20 protein-coding genes are annotated in these 22,707 nt (G+C 38.8%); 7 read left to right on the top strand and 13 right to left on the bottom strand.

Annotation, left to right across the window (positions count from 1 at the left end):
• Positions 1-81 precede the first annotated feature (81 nt).
• The 4 genes from PNIG_RS19345 to PNIG_RS19330 all read right to left on the bottom strand — a co-directional run bounded on the left by PNIG_RS19345 (position 82) and on the right by PNIG_RS19330 (position 5,222).
• Positions 82-1,971: a methyl-accepting chemotaxis protein gene (locus PNIG_RS19345; protein ID WP_089369292.1), complete on the bottom strand. Its 1,890-nt coding sequence runs from the start codon at positions 1,969-1,971 to the stop codon at positions 82-84.
• 279 nt (positions 1,972-2,250) lie between these two features.
• The gene (locus PNIG_RS19340) at positions 2,251-2,763 is read right to left on the bottom strand and encodes an RNA methyltransferase (protein WP_011330140.1); all 513 of its coding nucleotides are present in this window, start codon (positions 2,761-2,763) and stop codon (positions 2,251-2,253) included.
• Positions 2,763-3,275 (bottom strand): YcgN family cysteine cluster protein, encoded by a 513-nt coding sequence (locus tag PNIG_RS19335; protein ID WP_011330139.1) that lies wholly within the window; start codon positions 3,273-3,275, stop codon positions 2,763-2,765. Before PNIG_RS19335 ends, PNIG_RS19340 begins: the two co-directional genes overlap by 1 nt.
• 93 nt (positions 3,276-3,368) lie before the next feature.
• Positions 3,369-5,222, bottom strand: coding sequence for a DUF885 domain-containing protein (locus PNIG_RS19330; RefSeq protein ID WP_089369291.1), 1,854 nt, complete (start codon positions 5,220-5,222; stop codon positions 3,369-3,371).
• A 157-nt stretch (positions 5,223-5,379) separates the two neighbouring features.
• Between PNIG_RS19330 and PNIG_RS19325 the strand changes: the two genes are divergently transcribed.
• Positions 5,380-6,651, top strand: a complete 1,272-nt coding sequence (locus tag PNIG_RS19325; RefSeq protein ID WP_089369290.1) for a Xaa-Pro dipeptidase — start codon at positions 5,380-5,382, stop codon at positions 6,649-6,651.
• Between the two features lie 277 nt (positions 6,652-6,928).
• Positions 6,929-9,349: a TonB-dependent receptor gene (locus PNIG_RS19320; RefSeq protein ID WP_089369337.1), complete on the top strand. Its 2,421-nt coding sequence runs from the start codon at positions 6,929-6,931 to the stop codon at positions 9,347-9,349.
• A gap of 78 nt (positions 9,350-9,427) precedes the next feature.
• Here PNIG_RS19320 and adhP read toward each other — a convergent pair whose 3' ends face one another.
• Positions 9,428-10,438, bottom strand: coding sequence for an alcohol dehydrogenase AdhP (gene adhP / locus PNIG_RS19315; RefSeq protein WP_086999083.1), 1,011 nt, complete (start codon positions 10,436-10,438; stop codon positions 9,428-9,430).
• Between the two features lie 225 nt (positions 10,439-10,663).
• Between adhP and PNIG_RS19310 the strand changes: the two genes are divergently transcribed.
• A complete protein-coding gene (locus PNIG_RS19310; protein WP_011330134.1) occupies positions 10,664-11,209 on the top strand; it encodes a GbsR/MarR family transcriptional regulator in 546 nt (181 codons plus the stop codon).
• Positions 11,210-11,273: 64 nt separating this feature from the next.
• Here PNIG_RS19310 and PNIG_RS19305 read toward each other — a convergent pair whose 3' ends face one another.
• Both PNIG_RS19305 and PNIG_RS19300 read right to left on the bottom strand, forming a co-directional pair.
• A complete protein-coding gene (locus PNIG_RS19305; protein ID WP_011330133.1) occupies positions 11,274-12,290 on the bottom strand; it encodes a lytic murein transglycosylase in 1,017 nt (338 codons plus the stop codon).
• Positions 12,283-12,564 carry a YcgL domain-containing protein gene (locus tag PNIG_RS19300; protein WP_011330132.1) on the bottom strand — a complete coding sequence of 94 codons (282 nt, stop codon included), beginning with the start codon at positions 12,562-12,564 and terminating at the stop codon, positions 12,283-12,285. Before PNIG_RS19300 ends, PNIG_RS19305 begins: the two co-directional genes overlap by 8 nt.
• Before the next feature lie 155 nt (positions 12,565-12,719).
• Here PNIG_RS19300 and minC point away from each other — a divergent pair, with 155 nt between their 5' ends.
• From minC to minE, 3 genes are read left to right on the top strand one after another with little or no spacing between them, the layout of a single operon-like run.
• Complete coding sequence (minC, locus tag PNIG_RS19295; protein WP_011330131.1) at positions 12,720-13,424, top strand: septum site-determining protein MinC; 705 nt, start codon at positions 12,720-12,722, stop codon at positions 13,422-13,424.
• A gap of 5 nt (positions 13,425-13,429) precedes the next feature.
• Positions 13,430-14,239 (top strand): septum site-determining protein MinD, encoded by an 810-nt coding sequence (gene minD, locus PNIG_RS19290; protein ID WP_011330130.1) that lies wholly within the window; start codon positions 13,430-13,432, stop codon positions 14,237-14,239.
• A gap of 1 nt (position 14,240) precedes the next feature.
• Complete coding sequence (gene minE, locus PNIG_RS19285; protein ID WP_024604840.1) at positions 14,241-14,507, top strand: cell division topological specificity factor MinE; 267 nt, start codon at positions 14,241-14,243, stop codon at positions 14,505-14,507.
• A 212-nt stretch (positions 14,508-14,719) separates the two neighbouring features.
• Here the strand turns inward: minE and kch are convergent, their stop codons facing one another.
• From kch to PNIG_RS19265, 4 genes are all read right to left on the bottom strand, one after another.
• On the bottom strand, positions 14,720-15,895 hold the full coding sequence (kch, locus tag PNIG_RS19280) for a voltage-gated potassium channel protein (RefSeq protein ID WP_011330128.1): 1,176 nt from the start codon (positions 15,893-15,895) through the stop codon (positions 14,720-14,722).
• Positions 15,896-16,083: 188 nt separating this feature from the next.
• On the bottom strand, positions 16,084-17,214 hold the full coding sequence (gene rnd, locus PNIG_RS19275; protein ID WP_011330127.1) for a ribonuclease D: 1,131 nt from the start codon (positions 17,212-17,214) through the stop codon (positions 16,084-16,086).
• Between the two features lie 51 nt (positions 17,215-17,265).
• Positions 17,266-18,918: a long-chain-fatty-acid--CoA ligase FadD gene (gene fadD / locus PNIG_RS19270; protein ID WP_089369289.1), complete on the bottom strand. Its 1,653-nt coding sequence runs from the start codon at positions 18,916-18,918 to the stop codon at positions 17,266-17,268.
• Positions 18,919-19,032: 114 nt separating this feature from the next.
• Positions 19,033-19,884, bottom strand: coding sequence for an alpha/beta hydrolase (locus PNIG_RS19265; RefSeq protein ID WP_011330125.1), 852 nt, complete (start codon positions 19,882-19,884; stop codon positions 19,033-19,035).
• 324 nt (positions 19,885-20,208) lie between these two features.
• Between PNIG_RS19265 and PNIG_RS19260 the strand changes: the two genes are divergently transcribed.
• Positions 20,209-21,498: an alkaline phosphatase gene (locus tag PNIG_RS19260; RefSeq protein ID WP_011330124.1), complete on the top strand. Its 1,290-nt coding sequence runs from the start codon at positions 20,209-20,211 to the stop codon at positions 21,496-21,498.
• Between the two features lie 91 nt (positions 21,499-21,589).
• Here PNIG_RS19260 and PNIG_RS19255 read toward each other — a convergent pair whose 3' ends face one another.
• Positions 21,590-21,919 (bottom strand): hypothetical protein, encoded by a 330-nt coding sequence (locus PNIG_RS19255; protein WP_089369288.1) that lies wholly within the window; start codon positions 21,917-21,919, stop codon positions 21,590-21,592.
• A 76-nt stretch (positions 21,920-21,995) separates the two neighbouring features.
• Positions 21,996-22,700, bottom strand: a complete 705-nt coding sequence (gene tsaB, locus PNIG_RS19250) for a tRNA (adenosine(37)-N6)-threonylcarbamoyltransferase complex dimerization subunit type 1 TsaB (RefSeq protein ID WP_011330122.1) — start codon at positions 22,698-22,700, stop codon at positions 21,996-21,998.
• Between the last annotated feature and the right edge of the window lie 7 nt (positions 22,701-22,707).

Genomic DNA, 22,707 nt, shown 5'->3' with positions numbered 1-22,707 from the left:
CGTGCTTAATGTAAGCCACCAGCATTTACACATACTATAATGGTTAATAGCTAAACTGTTGTTAGCGATTGTTTTTAAACTTTAAACTTTAAACTTTTTAACCATACGCTCTAAATCGCTAAATTGTTGTTTAAGCTTGGTGCATTCATCCAAGGTACGGTTTAAATTAGCTTTGCCCTGTATTGAAAGCTCACTAATATTATGAATGTCTGAATCGAGGGATTTAACAACCTGATTTTGCTCATCGGTTGCACTAGCTACAACATGATTCGCATCGCTAATTTTTTGTATTGCATCTATAATCTGCTGCATTACAACACCTACTGCATCGGCTTGTTGCACGCTTGTTTCGCTGTCGCTTAAACTGGTTTTCATTAGTTCTACCGCTAAATTAGAGCCTTTTTGTAATTGGCTTACGGTGTCTTCTATTTCTTGGGTTGATTGCTGAGTACGATGCGCTAATTGGCGAACTTCATCGGCAACTACAGCAAAACCTCGCCCAGCTTCACCAGCCCGTGCAGCTTCTATTGCGGCATTCAGGGCAAGTAAATTTGTTTGCTCGCTTACGCCTTTAATTACCTCAAGTACTTGGCCAATACTGGCTGTATGCACATTTAAGCTATTAATAGTTTGCTGTGCCTGTTCCATATTTTTTGATAACTGATGAATACTGGCCACATTATTACTGAGTGTTTGCTGGTTTTGCGCTGAGTGCTGATCGGCATTTTTAGCTAACTTAGAGGCACGCTCAGCACTGTTTGATATTTCCATTGCGGTGGCAGAAAACTGATTAATTGCGGTTGCTACACTGTCGGTGCGTTTAGTTTGGTCTTCGTACATTAATAATGTTGAGTCGGTTTGCGCGACTAAACTCGAAATAGCCACATCTAATGACTCTGTGGTGTGTTTTACTTGTTCAATAGAGTGCTGTATTTTTTCAATAAATAAATTAAAAGAATGACTTAACTCGCCAAATTCGTCTTCATTTTCAACTTCTAATCTACACGTTAGGTCGCCTTCACCTTGGGCAATGTTTTTAATAGCGTCGTTTAATCGCTGCATTGGGCGCATTAAATAGCGCAATAATAGTTGCATCATAATAATGATAACAACGATACCAATAAGCATATATATAGCGGCCGTTTTGCCAAAGGCCGACACACTGGCAAAGGCTTTATCTTTATCGATTACCACGCCTAAGTACCAGTCAACGTTTTCTATACCGCGTATTTTTGTATACGATATAAGCTTACTTTGCCCTGCCACTTGATACTCTGTAAATTCGCTTTGCAAAGCAGTGTGGGTACCAAATAACTCAGTAGTATTTTTTAAATTAAGTGCTCTGTTAGGGTGGCTTAACACTTGGCCGTTACTGTCAATTAAAAAGCCGTAACCTAAGCCTAAAAAATCTATATCGTTAATAATTTTTGTAATAATGCTCATTTCTATATCGGCGCCCGCTACACCAATAAACTGCTCATTTTGCTGCATCGGCACAACCGCAGATATAGTAAGTTCATTGCTGGTTACATCTATATAAGGGGTAGTAAAGGCAGTATTTTCTTTGTTTTCTACTAGCTTGTACCAAGGGCGAGACGTGGCATCAAAATCAGCGGGCAATACTACGCTTTGATCGTTTAATATAAACACGCCATTGGATTTACCAATATAGGTATTTTTAAAGTTTCCGGCCAACTCAGCGGTATTAAGCTGTGTAAGGGTAAGCGCTTTGCTATCACCAGGTTGGTGCGTTTTTGCTATGGCAATAACAATTGCCAGTTTGTCATTTAGCCAATTAGCAATGTTTTGCGAAACAGATTCTGAACTTTGTTGCAGTACAAGAGCAAGTTGCTGCTCGGTTTGATTACGCATAGATACATAGTTATTAATTGTAAAAACACCAAGTACCAACACTAATACCAGTGATGCAGCAATAGTGACCTTAGAGGTAAATTTTAACGTGCCAAACATAAGTGCCCTTTTTTAATTGTTATTATTAGCACCTACAGTTTTAGCAAATATTTAACTAAATGTCTTAGTTATTAAAGCTTACGAGCAACAAAAGAGCTAAAACAGTAATAAAGGCTTAATTATGATTATTCATGAACTTAGAAGGATCGGGAAGATTAAGGTGTGTTGTTTAAATTGTGTACTTAAAAATACAAGCCCCTTGCGAGGCTTATTACTGATTGGCGCTTAACTGCGGGAGATTTATGTCGTTTTAAAATACGCTGCACAGCGACTAAAGCGCTATGCTTTTTCCCATTTCATTTTATTATTGGTATCGCGCGAATTGATAATTGTAGTATCGCTGCTCTCTACGCCGCCTAGTTTTGCTAAACGATCGTATAGCACCACGTTACAAGTGGCGGCGAGGTTCATGCAGCCAATAGTAGGAATATACACGACTTCGTCGGCCCACTTTAAAACGTCTTTAGACACTGAGCCATCCTCTGGGCCAAACACATAAAATGCGTTTTCTGGGTGGGTAAACTCAGGCAGTGGCGTTGCACCTTCAATTAGCTCAATAACCACAACCGTGGCACCTTGTGGCTTTACTTTTTCTAAATTATCGGTGGCAGTTAGTGAAATTCGTTCAACCACATTTTTTGTATCGGTATGAAACTTTTGTGCATTTAAATAACGGTTTCCGGTAAAAAACACCTGCTGTGCGTCGTAGCAACCTGCAGCACGTAATACACCGCCCACATTAGTTGGGCTTTTGGGATTTAATAAACCAATAACAGCCTGTTGCTTGCTCATTAATCACTATCCTTGGTTGGCCACTCTGCTATATATAGGTCAAAGTCATCGAGCTTAACGTCGCAATCTTTTACGGTTTTGTCTTTTACCGAAATGCCCTGCTGATGCATTTTTGTTTTGTCGCCATTATTTAACAGCGGATGCCACGAGGCCAACCCTCGCCCTTCGTGCAAACGGCGATAGCTACAACTTTGTGGCATAAAAAAGATATCTTTGAGGTTTTCTTTGGTAAGTTTTACACAAGATGGTACCAGCGTTTGACGATTTTCGTATTCGCTACAACCACAGGTATTATTATCGAGATACTGACACACAATATTAGTAAATATTAACTGCTCACCTTCGCGTAGCTGATCGGTGGCGGTAAATTCATCTTCATCTTCGCTATCAATAAAGGTATTTAAGCAGCATTTCCCGCAGCCGTCACAAATGGCTTCCCATTCATTTTGGTTCATGTCGCTTAGGCTTTTTTCAAGCCAAAATTGTGTATTTGCTAATTGTTGATCAAACATAATGTACTCGCGCCCCTAAAGAGCGCGCATTCTACCGTATTGCTGCAAATGGCGCAAAGCCAATACCTTGCAGGTAAGGGCTTTGCCTAAGCATTATTGTACTGATTTAACCCAGCGCTTTATTTTCTGTTCTAAAATTGGCATAGGTAATGCGCCATCTATGAGTATTTGCGTGTGAAACGCTTTAATATCAAACTTATTACCTAGCTGTTTATGTGCGTAGTCGCGCAGCTCACTAATTTTAAACTCTCCTAATTTATACGACAACGCTTGGCCTGGCCATGCTATGTAACGCTCAACTTCGGCTATTACATCACTTTTAGCCATAGACGAATTAGCTAGCATGTAATCAATACCTTGCTCACGCGTCCAGCCTTTTGCATGAAAACCAGTGTCGAGTACTAAACGCATAGCGCGTAATTGCTCATCTGATAAACGCCCATACCACATATACGGGTCGGTAAATAAGCCAAGCTCTTTCCCTAAACTTTCAGCGTACAACGCCCAACCTTCGGCAAATACGGTGTAGCCACCAAATTTACGAAAATCTGGCAGGCCATCTATTTCTTGCTGTAATGCTATTTGAAAGTGATGCCCAGGTGCTGCTTCGTGAATCGATAGTGTTTCGAGTAAAAACTTAGCCTGCGCCTTTAAGTTATAGGTATTAATATAAAAAACACCTGGGCGAGAACCATCTGGTGCTGGAGACGCATAAGATGCGCCCGCAGCCGACTGTGCTCTGTAAGCTTCTACTGCTTTTACAACGTATGGCGCTTTTGGTGCTATGTTAAAAAGCAGTGGCAAACGCGCATCAATTTTTTGTTTTACGTTTTCGTATGCCGCTATTAACTCTTGCGGCGTGTTGTAATAAAATTCGTCCGAATCACGTAAGTGGTCAAAAAATGCAGATAAGTCACCTTTAAAGCCAACTGTTTCTTTTACTTTTTTCATTTGCGATAAAATACGCGCTACTTCACTTAAACCAATATCATGAATTTCGTTGGCAGATAAACTAAGCGTAGTGTGTTTTTTAATTTGGTATTCGTACCACGCTTTACCGTTAGGTAAATCGCTATAACCAACACTTTCTCGGCTATTAGGAATATATTGATTAGCTAAAAACTCGCTCATGCTGTTATATGCAGGTACTAAACGCTCTATAATCAATTTTCTATATTGTGCTGTAATTTGTTGCTTTTGCTGTGCTGTAAACGACTCTGGGAAGTTTTTAATTGGCGCCCAAAATAGTGAGTCTTCAGCGTCAGTTACCAGATGGGCTGCAAATTGTGGTTGCAGCTTTTTAGCCAGTGGCCTTGGTAACACTACGCCAAGCTTTATGCCTTGCGCCATTGATTCTTGCACACTTACAAGCCAATTAATAAAGCCCTCACTTCGGGCTAAAAAGTTGCTGTAATCTTCAACTGTATTAAAAGGTTGTGCACTTTGTCCCGAGCCAAAACCAGCAAAGGTGTTATGTGCCCCTGCCATTTGATTAATTGGCAGTAAATAATCTGGGTATTGCATTCCTTCAAGCTTAAGCGCTAAGTCTTGAGTTAATATTTCAAAGCTTAATAATGCTTGTCCTACTAGCTGCTCTTTATCTATAAGTGATAAGCGCTGTTGATATTTTTTATAAAAAGCGGCTTTTTTATCACGGCTAGCCGATGAAATAACAGGCGTAAATTGGTTATTAAACTCATTACGGCCATTGTAAGTGGCACTGAGAGGGCTAAACATAAGCGATTCATCGTAATATTGCGCTACCAGTACATCAAGCTGTTGTTGTGCTGAAAGCTCTGACACCACTGCTTTGGCAGTATTAGCCATGCTCAAATGCGCGTGGCTACTGGTGGTGTTACTTTCATGCTTACTTTTATTTATATTAGTGCAACCACTTAAAGCAAGCAGTACACCACTGGCTATAACCGCCAAGTTTATTAATTTCATGCTGATCCCTTGTTAAAATTTACTTATCGAGTATGCGTAGTTACATCAACTAAATAAAGAAATTACGATAGATAACAGCCATCGCTATTTATTTGCAGTTTGTGTTTAGGTTGGTAAAGTCGAGTTAATTTAAAATACTAATAAAAGACCCCCTAATATGAAAAAACAACTACTGTCTGCTTCTATCGCACTTTTATGTTTAAACAGTATGAATGCCTATGCTGTTACTTATGTATCTGCTAAGGCAATGCTTGATGTTCAAAGTGGTAAGTTAATACAGTCGCCCCTAGTTACCATAGATAATGGCGTGATCACCGCAATTGATAGCAATAAAACGCCTAAGCTTAATAAAGGGGATGAACATATTAAGCTGCCTGAACTGACACTTATGCCAGGATTAATGGACATGCACGTGCATTTAACCAGCGATCCAACGGTACCTCGCAGTGAGCGTGTAGGACAATCGATACCGCGTATGGCTGTAAAAGCAGCATACTTTGCGAAAAAAACCCTAGAAGCTGGGTTTACTACTGTGCGTAACGTGGGCGCAGAAGGTTACAGCGTAATTGCAGTACGCGATGGAATTAATGCAGGCGATATAATTGGCCCTCGTATTTGGGCAGCAGGCCCCTCTTTAGGTATTACCGGCGGCCATTGTGATAACAACCGTTTGCCACCTGAGCTTAAATATACCTCGCAAGGCGTTGCCGATGGTCCATGGGCGGTACGCGTTAAAGTGCGCGAAAATATTAAATACGGAGCCAACGCCATTAAATTTTGTGCCACAGGGGGAGTATTTTCAAAAGGAACTAAATTGGGTGCACAGCAGTACTCGTTTGAAGAAATGAAAGCCATTGTAGATGAAGCGCACCTTCGCGACTTACCAGTAGCCGCGCATGCTCATGGTACAGATGGTATAAAAACCGCAATTAAAGCCGGTGTTGATAGCGTAGAGCATGCCAGTTATTTAGATGACGAGGCAATTAAATTAGCTAAAGATCATGGTACTTGGCTTTCAATGGATATTTACAATACCGAATATACATTGAGTTTTGGCGAACAAAATGGCGTAGATGAGGAAAACCTAGATAAAGAACGCCAAGTATCTAAAGTACAGCGTGATAGCTTTAAACGTGCAGTGAACGCCGGCGTAAACATGGTATTTGGCACCGATGCTGCTATTTACCCGCATGGCGATAATGCTAAACAGTTTTCTCGCATGGTTGAGTTTGGTATGACTGAACTGCAAGCAATTCAAGCATCTACTGTAAATAGCGCAAAGCTATTAAAAATGGATAAGCAGTTAGGCCAACTTAAAACCGGCTTTGCAGCCGATATTATTGCAGTAAAAGGCAATCCGCTTAAAAATATTGCAACACTTGAGCACATTCCTTTTGTAATGAAGGCAGGGGTAGTTTACAAAAATTAGTAACTCTTTTTAGATAGCTCTACATAAGGCCCGCTTTTAATTTATAGCGGGCCTTTATTTTAAGTCTAAACAATTTATAGCTGAAACTTTGGCCAACTTAGGCTGAAAAAGCTAATCGTACATTTAAAAAGCATAAGTTACGCTTACCAATTTCAACACGATTAAAAAAACAGCAAACAGATTGTTATTAAAGTTTTTTTTTGAACTTTTTATTTATTTTAATAACGATAACCATTATCATTCACGCAACTTGTTAAATACGAATACTTACCATTATATGCATAACTTTAAATATTCTTTACTTACCCTTGCTTGTTTAAATGCACAATTAGCCTTTGCCGATGACATAAAAGTTGAAGACAACATAGAGCGCATTAGCGTTTACGAAAAACAAAACCGTGTTGTTATGAGTTCCGGCCTAGCTACTAAGTCAAATATGTCGTTAATGGAAACCCCAGCTCCTGTGGTTATTATTGACCGTGAACTTATAGAATCACAAGGGGTTAAAAGCCTGCAAGACTTAGTACGCAACGTAAGTGGTTTAACTCAAGCCGGCAATAACTACGGTATTGGCGATAATTTAGTTATTCGCGGTTTAGATGCCAATTACACCTACGACGGTATGTATGGCGGTGCGGGGCTAGGTAATACCTTTAACCCGACTCGTTCGCTTACTAATGTTGAATCGGTTGAAGTACTAAAAGGCCCTGCTACTGGTTTATATGGCATTGGTAGCGCTGGTGGCGTAATAAACCTTATTGAAAAAAAGCCTGAGTTTAACGAAAAACATAAAGTGGGCGTAGAGCTTGGCCAGTGGGATAGCTATGCAGTTTCGATTGATAGCACCAATGCTATAACCGATAATTTAGCCTACAGAGTCATGGCTAAAACGGCTTCCAGTGCCGGTTTTCGTGACTTAAAAGAAGATCGCGACGAAATTTATACCTCGCTTAAATATGTATTCGATAACAAACAAAATATTATGCTCTCCGCGGCCTACATTAAAGATGCCATTGCAGTGGATTCAATTGGTCACCCTATTCGTATTTACGATGCAAACTCGGTAAATGGACTAACGTCAGATCAAGTAACCGGTGCTGATTTAGTAAATGATCCGTCTGGCAATGGCTTGCAATTATCTGAAGCGCAGCGCATTGAGCTTGCAAATTCATTATCGTCTTCAGATGGTTTAACGCCTTACAGCTTTGGTACTAATGGTATTATTTCACCTATGGCTAAAGATAACGAAGGTGAGGAGCTGCGTTTTAAATTAACCCACAACTACTTTATTACCGATGATTTATTTTTGAATCAACAATTGCAGTATCGTAATTACACCTCAAGCTTTGCTCGTCAAACCGGGGCTTATAATTACGTGTATTCAACTCGCAGTGGAGTAATAAACCAAGATCCGCGCGCGCCACTAGTTGAAGACGGGGTACTTTACCCGTTTGCAGCACGCCGCCAAGAGTATCGCCAAGTGGAGGCCGACGAAAAGTCATGGCAGTACTTTGCCGATTTGCGTTACGACTTTTCAGTAGCCGATATAGACAACGAGTTATTAGTAAACGCTAATTATGAAGATAGAGATATTGGCTTTAAACAATATTCTATTTATGATGCCGATAAAGTGATCAACGATAGCGACGGTAACTTACTTTACCAAGGCACACTGCCCTACATTTACGATATACGAGAGCCTAACTGGCCAACCGGTAACTTTGCCGATTACGACCCACTTAAAACCAGCGACTACAATAAAAAAGTACAAGCTTGGGGGTTAGGTATTCAACATGTAAGCTATATAAATGAAGCCCTTACTACACGTATTGGGGTTGCCTATAACCGTATTAAACAAAGTTACGAGCATTTAGGTGTAGATGAGCGCTACAGTTCAAGCCGTGCAAACCCAACACCTGAGGCAAATACATCAGACAGTGGTTTAACCTATAATTTAGGTGCAACTTATCAACCAACTGAAGATTTCTCGATATTTGTTAATCATTCTAAAGGGCGTACAGCCTACAGTGTTTTAGGCTCTGTAAGTGGTAACGAAGCCGACAGAGAAGATTCTGAATCGTTAAGTAACGATTTAGGATTTCGCTTTAAGGCCTTTGACGATCAGTTATTAGCGTCTATTGTGGTATTTGAAAGCGCGCGAACTAATTTAGAGTATGCTAATCCTCTTTATGAAGCCGGTGTATCTGCAGAGGGTGTAGTTGAAAGCTTTTATAATGGTAAAGAAGAAACCAAAGGTGTGGAGCTTGATTTAAACGCTTACTTAAACGATAAATGGAAAATAAACGTCAACGGCGTATACCAAGATGCACGTGATCAAAGTAATCCTAATAGCAGCAGTTTCGATACTCGCCAAAAAGGCGTGCCCTATGTAACTGCCAGCACTTGGGTGACCTACTACGCAAACATGTTTAATTTACCAGAGGCGGTAAATATTAGCGGCGGTATTACTTTTGTAGATAACCGCAGCACTAACTCTAGCTCGTTTTCGATTCCGGATGGTTATGTACCTAGCTATACAATTTATGACACTGCCATTTCGTACACAACTGATAAATGGCATATGCAGCTAAATCTTAATAATTTATTTAATAAGCGTTATTACTCTAAAGCCATGTTTTTAGGCGGTATGCCTGGGCAAGAGCGCAATGCTAAATTGAGCTTTAGCTACACACTTTAACTAGTTAAATACTTAAAAAGCACGGTTTTCTAATTTAGAAACCGTGCTTTTTTGTATTTGATGAATGCTTAATTTAGATCAGATAGTAACAACTATACGGCCGTTAATTTCGCCTTTGAGCATATCATCAAAAATTTCGTTAATATCCTCTAAGCGTTTTTCTTCAATAATTGCTTTTACTTTACCTTGTGCTGCAAATTCTAAGCACTCTTGTAAATCTTTTCGAGTACCTACAATAGAGCCCACAACTGACACACCATTTAATACTGTGTCAAAAATAGGTAATGGCATATCCTCTGGCGGTAAACCAACTAACACACACTTACCACCACGACGTACACTTTTATAAGCTTGCTCAAAACCAGGCTTTGAAACTGCAGTACATACAACTGCATGCGCGCCGCCTACTTGTTTAAAAATGGCTTCGCTTGGAACCACTTCTTTAAAGTCGAGGGTAATATCTGCGCCAAGCTCTTTGGCCAGCGCGAGTTTTTCTTTGCCGGTATCAACCGCTATAACATTAAATCCCATTGCTTTAGCATACTGTACAGCTAAGTGCCCAAGGCCGCCCACTCCCACAATAGCCACCCATTGCCCGGGTTTAGCTCCCGATACTTTAAGTGCTTTATACGTGGTTACTCCAGCGCAAAATAATGGCGCGGCTTCTGAAAAGCCAAGCCCTTCGGGTATTTTTACCACGTAGTCACCGTGTGCTAAACAATATTCGGCGTAACTACCATCTATAGAGTAGCCAGTATTATGTTGTGACAAACACAGGGTTTCTCTGCCATCTAAGCAAAACTCACAATGCCCACAGGCACTGTAAAGCCAAGGCACACCAACGCGATCGCCTACTTCTAGGTGTTTAATATTGCTACCGACCTTTTCAATTACACCTACGCCTTCGTGGCCTGGCACTAAAGGCATTTTAGGCGCAACAGGCCAATCGCCATGACATGCATGTAAATCTGTATGACACACCCCACAGGCCGCTATTTTTACCAATACATCATTTATGCCAACCTCTGGGATAGGCATGTCTATTATTTGTAATTTACCTTTAAATTCATTATTAATTGCAGCTTTCATAATCATTCCATCGTTTAAGTAATACCTATAAAATAAGTATTAATGTGTATTAAAAATAAACTTCATTGCTTTATACCCGTTACAACTTAAACCAATATAGCTGAGTGATTATTAATCTAAATTAAACTTTAGTCTGACAGTAATTACTTAACTCGCTGTAAAATCTTGCCATACTCAATAAGCGTGCTAGCATTAGTTTCTGAAATTACTAAAAATTAAGAAGCTATGAGTTTATCCGACAAAAATTTTTCCTTTGTAATGCACTGTGGTGAAATGGGTAGCCGCTGGGGATTCAATCGTACTATTGGACAAATGTGTGGCTTATTGATTATTACTAAAAATCCGATGACCGCGAACCAAATTGCAGAATCCCTCAGTATTTCACGTGGCAATGTTAGTATGGGCATTAAAGAGCTGCAATCGTGGCAGCTCATTAAAGTACAACATATTCCTGGCGACAGAAAAGAATATTATGCCCCTGCGGGTGATATTTGGGATATGGCTAACCGGGTGTTCGAAGAACGTAAAAAACGCGAAGTAGAGCCTACTCTAAGCTTACTGCGCGATAATCTATTAGATACTGCAAGCAACGAAGATGAACTTTACGCACAAAAACAAATGGGCGAAATTCATAACCTGCTTGAAACAGTGACTAAATGGTCATCTGAATTACAGCGTTTAACCCCTGAGCAGCTTAATAAGCTAATGAAGTTAGGATCTGGTATTGGTAAGGTAATTGATTTAAAAGATAAAATATTTAAAAAAGAGTAAGTAAAACCCAAAATTCAAAAAAAGCCGCAATTGCGGCTTTTTTTAGATACTTATTTAATCTGTATTATATTTTTGGATAGCCAATTCTGTCTGATAAATAACCTACACTGGTAGCAAAGTAATACGAGCGATTCCAGTGCATAAATACTTTATAGTTATCGTAGGCTAAGTACATACGACCATTTATATCATCTGGCATTACCAACGCTGCTCGTACATCTACATTTGGCAGATCACTACCATCTGCACGGCGTACACCTAGTGCTTGCCATTCAGCTAATGAGCGCTCTGAGTCATTCCAAAACTCTAACCATTGTTTACGCGTTTTAGTACCGCGCACTAGCACGTATTTACTATCAAAGTTTTCTGGTAACTTAACCTGACGACCCCATGTAAGCGAGTCGTTCCAGCCTTCTTGCTTTAAGTAATTAGCAATAGAGGCGAATGCATCTTCTTTGGTAGTCCAAATATCTTTGCGACCATCGTTATTATAGTCAACCGCGTAAGCGTTAAATGAGGTAGGCATAAATTGCGTTTGCCCCATAGCACCTGCCCAAGAGCCTTTAAACTTATCAAGGGTAATGTGCCCTGACTTTAAAATATCAAGCGCAGCCCAAAGCTGTTTTTTATACATGGTTTCGCGACGACCATCGAATGCGAGCGTAACGAGCGATGAAATTACATTATGGCCACCTTGTATAGCACCAAAGTTACTTTCAAGGCCCCAAATAGCCACAATAAAGCGCGCTTGCACGCCAAAGTCTTTAGCTACTTTTTCTAGCACGTCTTGGTTTTCGGCGTATAATTTACGGGCGCGATCAATTTTCCATTGCGGTACGCGTTTAGGTAAATAGGTTTCGAGCGTTTCTTTAACTTCTGGCTGATTTTTATCTGCAGATACTATTTTTTCTTTATAGCTTGCACCAGCAAAGGCTTGATCAATAAGCTGGCTGTCGTAACCCTTTGCAATTGCTTCTTGCTTTAAAGCGTCTAAATATGTTTGAAATTCAGCTTGTGTTTTTGCCATTACAGATGTGCTTAAACATACTCCACATAAAATCATGGCTAATTTTTTAATCATTATCGGCTCCGTTTTCTTTTCGTAATTGGCTTAACAGATTCTCCTGCGGAGGCGGTATTTGTAAATAATACCCTTTTTCTGTCAATGCTGCTTTTACGGTTTCTAAATCAGCTGTGCCTAACATCGCACGTTTTGCTAGGTTTATCAGCATCACATATTTAGGTTGACCAAACATAGCCATTAAAGGTTCCGGAACTTTAGTAAAATCATCTCTTTTTTCAACAAATAAGAAGCTATCCGCTTTTTTCTTACTTTTATATACCGCAGTGAGCATTATGGCCCTATAAATTCTTGCTTAACAATGATTCACACTATAACATGAGAGCAATAATAAGTTAGAATAATTAGATTGAAAATTTCAATAAAGGCCTTATTCAGCCTGCGTTTATCTAAATTTAATCTCTGATCAGATAATTCAATTGAGCGTGTATGTCAGAACAAATTTTTGAGCTAAAAGGGAATCTTTTTACGTTATCAGTTTTACATCTTTACAGTACTGATATAAACCTTTTAGCAGAGCAACTGTATATTAAAATAGCCCAAGCGCCCAAGTTTTTTGAAGGTGCGCCTATTGTTGTTAACTTAATTGAGATAAAAAATAACTCTCTCGATTTTGTTCATTTAAAATCATTACTTGAGCGTATGAGCTTTAATGCGGTTGGTGTGTGTAATGGCTCAGACGAGCAACATACGCAAGCCAAAGCAGCTGGCCTATCTGTATTAAATTATTCACAAGACGTTAAGAGTGAATCTGTTAAAAAAGAACCCAATACCTCTATTGTTGAAAAAACAGTGCACTTGCCTGCACAAATAATTAATGGCACGGTACGCTCTGGTCAGCAAGTTTATGCAAAAGATCGCGATTTAGTGGTACTAGGTGCTGTAAGCCATGGCGCAGAAGTTATTGCAGATGGCAACGTACATATATACGGAACCCTGCGTGGTAGAGCAATCGCTGGCGCAAAAGGGTTTAAAAACGCACATATATTTTGTAATCGCTTAGAAGCAGAACTTGTTTCTATTAATGGCAATTACTGGATCAGTGATTCACTGCAAGGTGAACACTGGGGTAGCGCTGTGCAGATACAACAAAAAAATGAATCATTAGAAATTTCAGCTTTGGTTAAAGGATAAATCTCATGGCAAAAGTTATTGTCGTTACCTCGGGTAAAGGTGGCGTTGGTAAAACAACGTCAAGTGCCGCAATTGGTACAGGCTTAGCATTAAAAGGCTACAAAACAGTTATTATCGATTTCGATATTGGCTTACGTAATTTAGATTTAATTATGGGTTGTGAACGTCGTGTAGTGTACGACTTTGTAAACGTAATTAATGGTGAAGCAAATTTAAATCAAGCACTTATTAAAGATAAGCGCGTTGATAAACTATTTTTACTCCCTGCATCACAAACTCGTGATAAAGACGCCCTAACACGCGAAGGTGTTGAGCGCGTGCTTAACGAATTAAAAGAAGACTTTGATTACATTGTTTGTGATTCACCAGCTGGTATTGAAGCTGGCGCTATGATGGCTATGTACTTTGCCGATGAAGCAATTGTAACAACAAACCCTGAAGTATCGTCAGTGCGAGATTCAGACCGTATTTTAGGTATTTTACACAGTAAGTCTAAGCGCGCTGAAGAAGGCTTAGAAAACATAAAAGAACATCTATTAATTACTCGCTACAATCCAGATCGTGTTTCTAAAGGTGAAATGTTATCGGTTGAAGATATTCAGGATATTTTAGCGATTGATTTATTAGGCGTTATTCCTGAGTCTCAAGCAGTATTAAGTGCATCTAACTCTGGCCAACCTGTTATTTTAGACAGTGAGTCTGATGCAGGCCAAGCTTATGCAGATGCTATTAGCCGCTTACTAGGTGAGACTGTCGACTTTCGCTTCTTAGATGTAGAGAAAAAAGGTTTATTCAAACGGATATTTGGAGGTTAACGTGTCTTTACTTGACTACTTCCGCTCAGAAAAGAAAAACAGTGCGTCATTAGCAAAAGAGCGATTGCAGATCATAGTCGCGCACGAACGTTCTCAACGAGGAACGCCGGATTACTTACCACAATTAAAACAAGATATTTTAGATGTGATCCGTAAATACGTTAACGTGAGCAGTGATGCAGTCCAAGTTCAATTTGATCAGAACGAAGATGACTTAGCCGTGCTTGAGCTAAACGTAACCTTGCCTGACGAAGAGCCAAAAGTATAAGGCAGTAATTAAGCATTAAATTACTGCTCGCAAAAAAGCCGTTCATTAAAGTGAACGGCTTTTTTATGTTTAACAATTTTACTTTTAGCTTTACCCTAAAATTAAAATAAGAGAGTTATTTAAGCTCTTATATTTCAACTTGAAGTTGACTAGTTTAGTTAACACTTAAGGTTATTATATAAGTAGTTAAGCATTGCCGTAATTAGCCGAGCTTATTCTGCATCACCAAAGAACAATTTAGTGATCAGTTTATTATCAATGGTTTCACCCTTTAGGGTTCTCACTAACAACTCACTACCGAGTAGTTGCAATGAAAATACTACGTCAGGTTTTACGCGCTTAATTTGCGGAATATGTTTACTTGAATTAACCAAAGCAATTGTTTTGGTGTCCTCGCCAGCAACTTCTTTAGCCGCTAAAATACTAAACGCATTTTCAGCATCATCATTGCGTAACGCTAAAATATAATTTGCCTTTTTAGCGCCCGCTTCGATTAAGATATCTGCTGAGCTTGAGTCGCCATAAACAATGTCTGCATCTACCGGGTATTCGTGTTCAGACCCTGTTGGGCACACTAAAGTAACTGCATCGCCACGCTCTACCAAACCGGCATAAACACTGTGTGCGGTGGGTGAAATACCTAAAATAATAAAATGATTTTTTCTCATTACGTTCGAAATCCTACCTTTAACAATTTTTTTAAGATTACCACCAATCACAGGGCCTATAATAGCACTGATAGAAGTAGCAAAAACGGTAATACCCATAACAATAATTGATGCGGTAAATAATCGCGCTGTAGACGTTACAGGGTAAAGATCGCCATAGCCTACCGTCGACATGCTCACAATAGAAAAGTAAAATGCAGTGGGTAAATCGGTAATAGGGGTACTAAACTCGCTGCCTAAATACAAAGTGCCAAACACAGCATAAAGCATTAATGCGCCTGTACTCGTTAGAGCAAACAAACTACCTGCGGTAATACTAGAGCCATCAAAGCTTTTCCAGTATACGAGTAATAACATGCTCACAACCATAGTGTAAGACAATAATATTAGCCCAGAGCTTGACGATGAAATACTAATAACCGCGACCACTATTAATAGTATCAGTGAAAAAGCCCACGCTAAACGTGCTTTTAAAGCTAAGCCAACCGACATTATTATTAAGCCTGCACCTAAAATAAAGCGCGGTAGTTCTGTTATTCCTATTTTATCAATTAAATTTAACCAATCGAGCGACCAGTTTAATACACCCGGTAGCATTTCGAGCATACGTGCAACAACAGGTTTAATTAGCCAGTAACCATTAAAAGCAACCAAAATAGCTAATATCCAAGCTGGTTTACATAGTTCTAATAGTTTACGTTTTATTGTTTCAACTTTCATAAAAAGCACTTTAATAACAGTGGTATATAAAAAACACCACTAAATGAATAGCAAATAAATTAATAAAGCTATTATAACTGCCTCCCAATAATAGGTGCACTTATAATAGCTTAGTATTTATACCTGTTAGCTCAATACACTATTAAGTAAGTTATCTATGTAAGCTAACCTTAGAGACTTAAATACGATCAAACATCCCATTCTTTTAGCGTATCTTTTACAAAAGAATAGCGCCAAGAACTAAGCAAATCTGGTTTAATATGCTGCTCTTTTTGTGCTGCAGATAATTTCCAATTCCAACTAATTAGTTGATTAACCTGCTTTTTAGAAGCCATTACATCCTCTGGAATATTATGTTCTTTGGCAACTTTATTAATTTTTTGTTTTATCTCTTTCGCTACTTTTTTGTAACTAGGAAAGTCTATTAAACGCTTTAAAATTGCTGGGTGTTGCTCCTCAGGTAATGCTTTTGCTTGTTCAATACACTTTAGTATTTCGACTCCCGAGCGGTTCACTTCTATCGCCTCAACGCCCGGAATTTGCCTTAATGCATTTAAACTTGCAGGGCCTCGTTTAGCAATTTCTGTCATATTATGTTCTTTTAATACAAAGTTAAGTGCTAAATTTTTACGAATTGCTTTATTTCGACGCCAAACAGCCAGCTCTCTTAATATTGCAAGTTCATGTGGCCTTAGTTGCCACGCATTTTTAATGTCTTTATAGAGCAGCTCATCTGGGGTTTGAAATTCACGCTTATTAGCCACTAACTCACTTTCGCTAATAACAATATTAAATAAATCGGCGGCTTTTACACTGTCAATAATAAGATTAAAACAGGGTAATAAATGATAGGCATCGGCAGCAGCGTACTCTAATTGTTTATTTGTTAATGGCCGTTGCAACCAATTTGTACGTGATTCACTTTTATCTATTTCAATATCCAATAAAGTTTTTACCATTAGAGCAAAGCCCATACAGTTTCCTTCGCCTAAAATTTGCAGTGCAAATTGAGTATCGAATAACGGCGTAGGAACAAACCCAGCGTACTTTTGAAAAACTTCGATGTCTTCTGAAGGAGAGTGAAATACTTTTAAAACAGCAGGATCTTTTAAGATTTGCCAAAAATCGAATAATGACAGTTCTGCCAGTGGATCTATAAGTGCTAAATGCTCGCCATCATAAACTTGAATAAGTGCAACTTCTGGGTACAAAGTACGACGACGCATAAACTCTGTGTCTATGGCTAAAACGGGCTTGTTTTTAATTTGCTCAACAAAAGTATTAAGCTGATTTTGGGTTTCAATTAATTGGTAGTGCACTTAGTCTCCTACAATAAAAAAGCCGACATATGTCGGCTTTTTTAATGGTTGCTAATCTTTCAAGGCTCTTCTGAGTATTTTACCTACGTTAGTTTTAGGTAACTCATCCCTAAACTCAACAAGCTTAGGCACCTTATAATTAGTTAAATTATCACGACAGTGTTTTATTATATCTTTTTCAGTTAAAGAAGGGTCTTTTTTTACAACAAAAACTTTAACTTGTTCACCACTCGTATCGTGAGGGATACCAATAGCTGCTACTTCAAGCACTCCGTCGTGCATGGCAACAACTTCTTCAATTTCGTTAGGGAATACATTAAAGCCCGAGACAATAATCATATCTTTTTTACGATCGACTATATAAAAGAAACCTTCGTCGTCATAAGTTGCTATGTCACCGGTAGCAAACCAGCCATCTTGTAAGCTCTCAGCGGTTGCATCTGGGCGTTTGTAGTAACCAAGCATAACTTGCGGGCCTTTAACCCAAAGCTCTCCTGGTTCACCTTTTGCTGCTTCTTGGCCATTATCAAGAATTAATTTGATTTCAGTACTTGGAGCCGGTAAACCAATTGAGCCATTATATGCCGTTAAGTCATAAGGACTAACGGTAACTAAAGGAGAACACTCGGTTAAACCATACCCTTCCATTAATTTAGATTTTGTAACTGTTTGCCATTTTTCAGCAACTGGGCGTTGTACAGCCATACCGCCGCCTAATGACATTTTTAAGTGACTAAAATCAAGTTCGGCAAATCCTGGCGTGTTTAACAAACCATTAAATAAAGTATTTACACCCGTAATAGCAGTAAATTTAGCTTTACTTAATTCTTTAATAAAACCAGGCATGTCGCGTGGGTTAGTTATAAGTACATTTAGGCCACCGTACTTCATAAATGTTAAGCAGTTAGCCGTTAATGCAAAAATATGGTAAAGCGGTAACGCAGTTATTACCACTTCTTTACCGCGCTCAAGCACTGGGTCTAAACATCCTGAAACTTGCTCAAGATTACCTACCATATTACCGTGGCTTAACATTGCGCCTTTAGATACACCCGTTGTTCCACCGGTATATTGTAAAAAAGCTAAATCACTTAAGTTAACCTCTGGACGTACATAGGCATTTTCGTCGGCTTTAAGTAAGTCGCAAAAATCTATGGTATTTGGCAAAGTGTAGCTTGGCACCATCTTTTTAATGTACTTAACAACAAAGTTTACAACATGCTTTTTAATGCCACCCATCATGTCACCTACTTGGGTAACAACAATATGTTTAACATCGGTATGCGGTAGCGCTTTTTCGAGTGTATCGGCAAAGTTAGCCAATATAAAAATTGCTGAAGTATCAGAATCTTTGAGTTGGTGCTCAAGTTCACGCACTGTGTAGAGTGGGTTTACATTAACAACAACACAGCCTGCACGTAAAATACCTAAAATAGCAATGGGCGTTTGTAACAAATTAGGCATCATAACTGCCACTTTGTCACATTTTTTAAGGCCTAAATCATTTTGAATATAAGACGCAACTTTTTTAGTTGCAGTATCAATTTCATCATAAGACAAGGTTTTACCCATATTTGTAAATGCAGGTAAATCTTTGTAGTCGGTAAAACTTTTTTCAAACACTTCGAGTAATGAGGCATAGTGCTCAGGATCGATAGTTTCAGGCATACCTTCTGGGTAGCGCTTAAGCCAAATTTTTTCCACTCTTAGCCCCTGTTTATAGTTATATTTTTATTAACCTTAATCTAAGTAAGGCACTTTGACAATTGAGCAAATACTCTAATGAAGAATAATCCCACATTTAACGCTAATATACAATTAACACACGCTACTTTGCACCATAAATGCTTGAATCTGTTCAAAACAGTGCGCACTACTTTGCATATGACAGTGATGCCCGCCCTCTACAGTTATTACATTTAAGCTATTGTAATATTTAGCATAGTTTTCTAAATTTTGTTTTACAAAAGTGTAGCCTGTATCCCCTAGTATTAACTGACATGGCGCAATTAAATTTTTTATTGCACCAATACATTGCGCCTCATCAAACCTAAAACCTGAATGATTTTTAAGCTTTGGGTCGGTTGTTAATGCAAATCCATTTTTAATTGTTTTAATATTGCGCGCCATTAATACCTCAATAAGCTGGCTACTTAAGTCTGTTGTTTGCGCACGTGCTTGGTGTATTTGCTCTTTCGATTGATACACTCTTGGCTTTTTATTTTTTAGCCTGTCTCGGTTTAAAATAGCACTTTTAAGTTGTTGCGTTACTTCTTCACTTGGGGTTGTTACGCACCCTATTCCTTCTATAAATGTTACAGACGTTACATAGTCACTAAAGCAGCTTGCAAACACACCCGCCACCATAGCTCCCATAGAGTGCCCTACTAAATGTATTTTTTTTACCCCTAGAGTATTTATAAACTGATATATATCATCAATATAATCTACAAAATAATAGTGTGCGTCGTCGCTACGCCATGACGACAATCCGTGTCCGGCAAAATCAAGGCAATACCACGTTTGCTGCACTTTGGCATTTGCTAACATAGGGATATAACTTGCACTATTATCAAGCCAACCATGTAGCGCAATTACAACTTCATCTCCACTTCCCGTTTTTAAACCATGAATATTTAAATTATTGATTTGAATATTAAATGGTTCCACAGCACACCCCTATTAATTTTATTAATGATTATTTATAACTGTTAGCTCTAACGTGTTTTAAAAGGTGTTTTTAAATCTATCCTTCAGTAGTTATAGACAATGTAACCTTTAATGATAGGTATTTGCTACCAACTAATTTAAAACAAAGGAGTAATTATAACTAAGCAAGTAAATTAGTTTATGTGATCCTGATTTAATAAAGCTTAAGCTCAATATAACTTTAACACTTTGCTTTAGTCGTTCATCGATATTAATTTATTTATCATATTAACTGTATACAATAACTCCAAGCTATTAAATTAAGTACATTTAAAAGGTACAAACATGAAAAAACAGCTCAGTTTATTGGCGCTTTTATGCAGCGCAACAGGTGCTTATGCAGATTCGGCACCAAAAAATATTATTTATATGATTGGCGATGGTATGGGCCCAGCTTATACAACTGCTTATCGCTACTTTAAAGACGATTCGAACACAAAAGCAATTGAAAGCACTGTATTCGATACTATTTTAACTGGCATGGCACACACCTACCCAGACGATCATACTTATGTTACCGACAGCGCAGCAAGCGCTACAGCGTTAAGCAGCGGCCATAAAAGCTATAACGGTGCTATTGGCGTAGATACCAATAAAAAGCCCGTTAAAACGATGTTAGAAATTGCAAAAGAGCGCGGTATGACCACGGCACTTGTCGCTACTTTGCAAATTAACCACGCCACACCGGCAAGCTTTGCAGCTCATAATGAATCTCGCGGTAACTACGATGAAATTGCTAATGATTACATTGACAATAAAATTGCGGGCAAGCTACCCGTTGATTTAATGCTAGGTGGAGGGACTAAATATTTTATTCGTGAGGACCGTAACTTAATTGAAGAATTTAAAGCTGCTGGTTATCAATACTCCGACGACATTAATAACCTAGGCCAAATTACGCAGCTCCCTGCCATTGGTTTATACGCCGAAAAAGGCCTTCCATACGCAATTGATGAGCACCCTAATCGCCTTGCACGATTAACCACTAAAACACTTGATTTATTAGATGGCCAAAACAAAGAAGGCTTTTTTGTGATGATTGAAGGCAGCCAAATTGACTGGTGTGGCCATGCTAACGATATAGCCTGTGCTATGGCAGAAATGGACGATTTTGCTAAATCGGTCGAAAAAGCAAAAGCATACGTTGATAAAAACCAAGACACGATTTTAATTGTTACCGCAGATCACTCAACAGGTGGTTTAACACTTGGTGCCCACGGACAATACAAGTGGGATACCGAAATAGTTAAAGGCGTTAAAGCCTCGGCTGGTAAATTAACCTCGCTATTAATGGATGCCAGTGATTTAAAAACAGTTTGGTCGGCTAATACTAATATTGAGTTTAGTGCTGAGCACCAAATTAAACTTGAGCAAGCTAAAAAAATGGGTAAAAAGCCTTTAAATTTAGCCATTAAAAGTATTATTAACGATGCCAGCTTTACTGGCTGGACAACTGGTGGCCACACTGCTGTAGATGTACAAGTATTTGCCTATGGTAAAGGTAGCGAGCAATTTACGGGCTCACAAAACAATACTGACATTGCCGATAAGCTAATTGCATTTATAGAAAAATAACGTATTAGAAACAATGCACATATAACAAACAAAAAGCCCGAGCATCTAATATGTTCGGGCTTTTTATTTTTAAATTTTATATTTGAGTAATTTAAGCGTAAATGTCTACACCAATTAAATCTTGCACTTCAGCACGTCGTTCTAAATTTGCAAATTCGGTATAAGTGGAAATAGCCTTGCTTACTTGTGCTGAAGGTTGGTCGTAAATAGTTTGATTATATTGTGTATTTGCGGCGTTCGCTTTAAAAAACTGATTGGCTAACTCTACGCCTTCACGACTGTTTTTAACATAATCGGTATTCGTTTTTGGCGCAGCAGTGTGCTCTAACAAACCTTGTGGTTTATTAGTAACTACTTTAGCAGAGCTAACTCTACCCGGAATATCTCCGGTAAAAAAACCTGAACCAATAGGCAGCGTCATTACGCGTCTCCAATCTTAATCTATTTAAAATTATGATTTAAAAACAACCAATTTGCAAATACTCGTTATTTAATTTTCACTCTCGACCTGGAAGCTTTTTCCAAGTAACAGTATCGCGTACATATTTAGGCTGTGCATCGCTTGCTTTTACAACGTTACCCGCTAAAAAGCCTGCCTCTACAAATGCTAGCATGTAGCGTGCATCGGGCAGTGTGATCTCGCTATTAATAGTTACGTTATCAAAATCATTCAACGCATCAGGGTATGTTTTAAACCCTGTACCTACAGCAACCGATTGTGGTGCACTATTGGCTATATAATCTTGATTTAACAACTCAGGTTTAATTACGCATTCTTGATTAACTAATTGCATTAAGCCGTTTTGTACTTGGTAATGCGCAAAGTAAATCTCTCCCATGCGGGCGTCAATACTAGGATAAACACTTTCATGGCCGTGTTGCTCAAACGCTTGTTGCGCCATAATAGCTAACGTAGATACCCCTACAAGTGGCAATTTAGTTGAATATGCAAGGCCTTGTGCAATAGCTACACTAATACGTACTCCCGTAAAACTACCTGGACCTTGACCAAAGCCAATTACGTCTAAGTCTTTTAATTTACAGTTTGCGCTGGTTAATAGCTGATCTATTAATGGCAGTATTTTTTGACTATGCTGCTGTGGGCATTCTTCAAAATGATGAAATGTTTGCCCCTTAAAATGTAAAACAATTGATAGCGCTTCGGTAGACGCATCAAGGGCAAGAATATTACTTTTGATCATTTTATTA

The organism is Pseudoalteromonas nigrifaciens, assembly GCF_002221505.1.
In the GTDB taxonomy this organism is placed as follows: domain Bacteria; phylum Pseudomonadota; class Gammaproteobacteria; order Enterobacterales; family Alteromonadaceae; genus Pseudoalteromonas; species Pseudoalteromonas nigrifaciens.
This window is presented reverse-complemented; position numbering and strand designations above follow the sequence as displayed.

Bases quoted from the DNA above. Each gene is read 5' to 3' on its own strand.
- PNIG_RS19345 (WP_089369292.1), bottom strand. From the start codon at position 1,971: ATGTTTGGCACGTTAAAATTTACCTCTAAGGTCACTATTGCTGCATCA.
- PNIG_RS19340 (WP_011330140.1), bottom strand. From the start codon at position 2,763: ATGAGCAAGCAACAGGCTGTTATTGGTTTATTAAATCCCAAAAGCCCA.
- PNIG_RS19335 (WP_011330139.1), bottom strand. From the start codon at position 3,275: ATGTTTGATCAACAATTAGCAAATACACAATTTTGGCTTGAAAAAAGC.
- PNIG_RS19330 (WP_089369291.1), bottom strand. From the start codon at position 5,222: ATGAAATTAATAAACTTGGCGGTTATAGCCAGTGGTGTACTGCTTGCT.
- PNIG_RS19325 (WP_089369290.1), top strand. From the start codon at position 5,380: ATGAAAAAACAACTACTGTCTGCTTCTATCGCACTTTTATGTTTAAAC.
- PNIG_RS19320 (WP_089369337.1), top strand. From the start codon at position 6,929: ATGCATAACTTTAAATATTCTTTACTTACCCTTGCTTGTTTAAATGCA.
- adhP (WP_086999083.1), bottom strand. From the start codon at position 10,438: ATGAAAGCTGCAATTAATAATGAATTTAAAGGTAAATTACAAATAATA.
- PNIG_RS19310 (WP_011330134.1), top strand. From the start codon at position 10,664: ATGAGTTTATCCGACAAAAATTTTTCCTTTGTAATGCACTGTGGTGAA.
- PNIG_RS19305 (WP_011330133.1), bottom strand. From the start codon at position 12,290: ATGATTAAAAAATTAGCCATGATTTTATGTGGAGTATGTTTAAGCACA.
- PNIG_RS19300 (WP_011330132.1), bottom strand. From the start codon at position 12,564: ATGCTCACTGCGGTATATAAAAGTAAGAAAAAAGCGGATAGCTTCTTA.
- minC (WP_011330131.1), top strand. From the start codon at position 12,720: ATGTCAGAACAAATTTTTGAGCTAAAAGGGAATCTTTTTACGTTATCA.
- minD (WP_011330130.1), top strand. From the start codon at position 13,430: ATGGCAAAAGTTATTGTCGTTACCTCGGGTAAAGGTGGCGTTGGTAAA.
- kch (WP_011330128.1), bottom strand. From the start codon at position 15,895: ATGAAAGTTGAAACAATAAAACGTAAACTATTAGAACTATGTAAACCA.
- PNIG_RS19260 (WP_011330124.1), top strand. From the start codon at position 20,209: ATGAAAAAACAGCTCAGTTTATTGGCGCTTTTATGCAGCGCAACAGGT.
- PNIG_RS19255 (WP_089369288.1), bottom strand. From the start codon at position 21,919: ATGACGCTGCCTATTGGTTCAGGTTTTTTTACCGGAGATATTCCGGGT.
- tsaB (WP_011330122.1), bottom strand. From the start codon at position 22,700: ATGATCAAAAGTAATATTCTTGCCCTTGATGCGTCTACCGAAGCGCTA.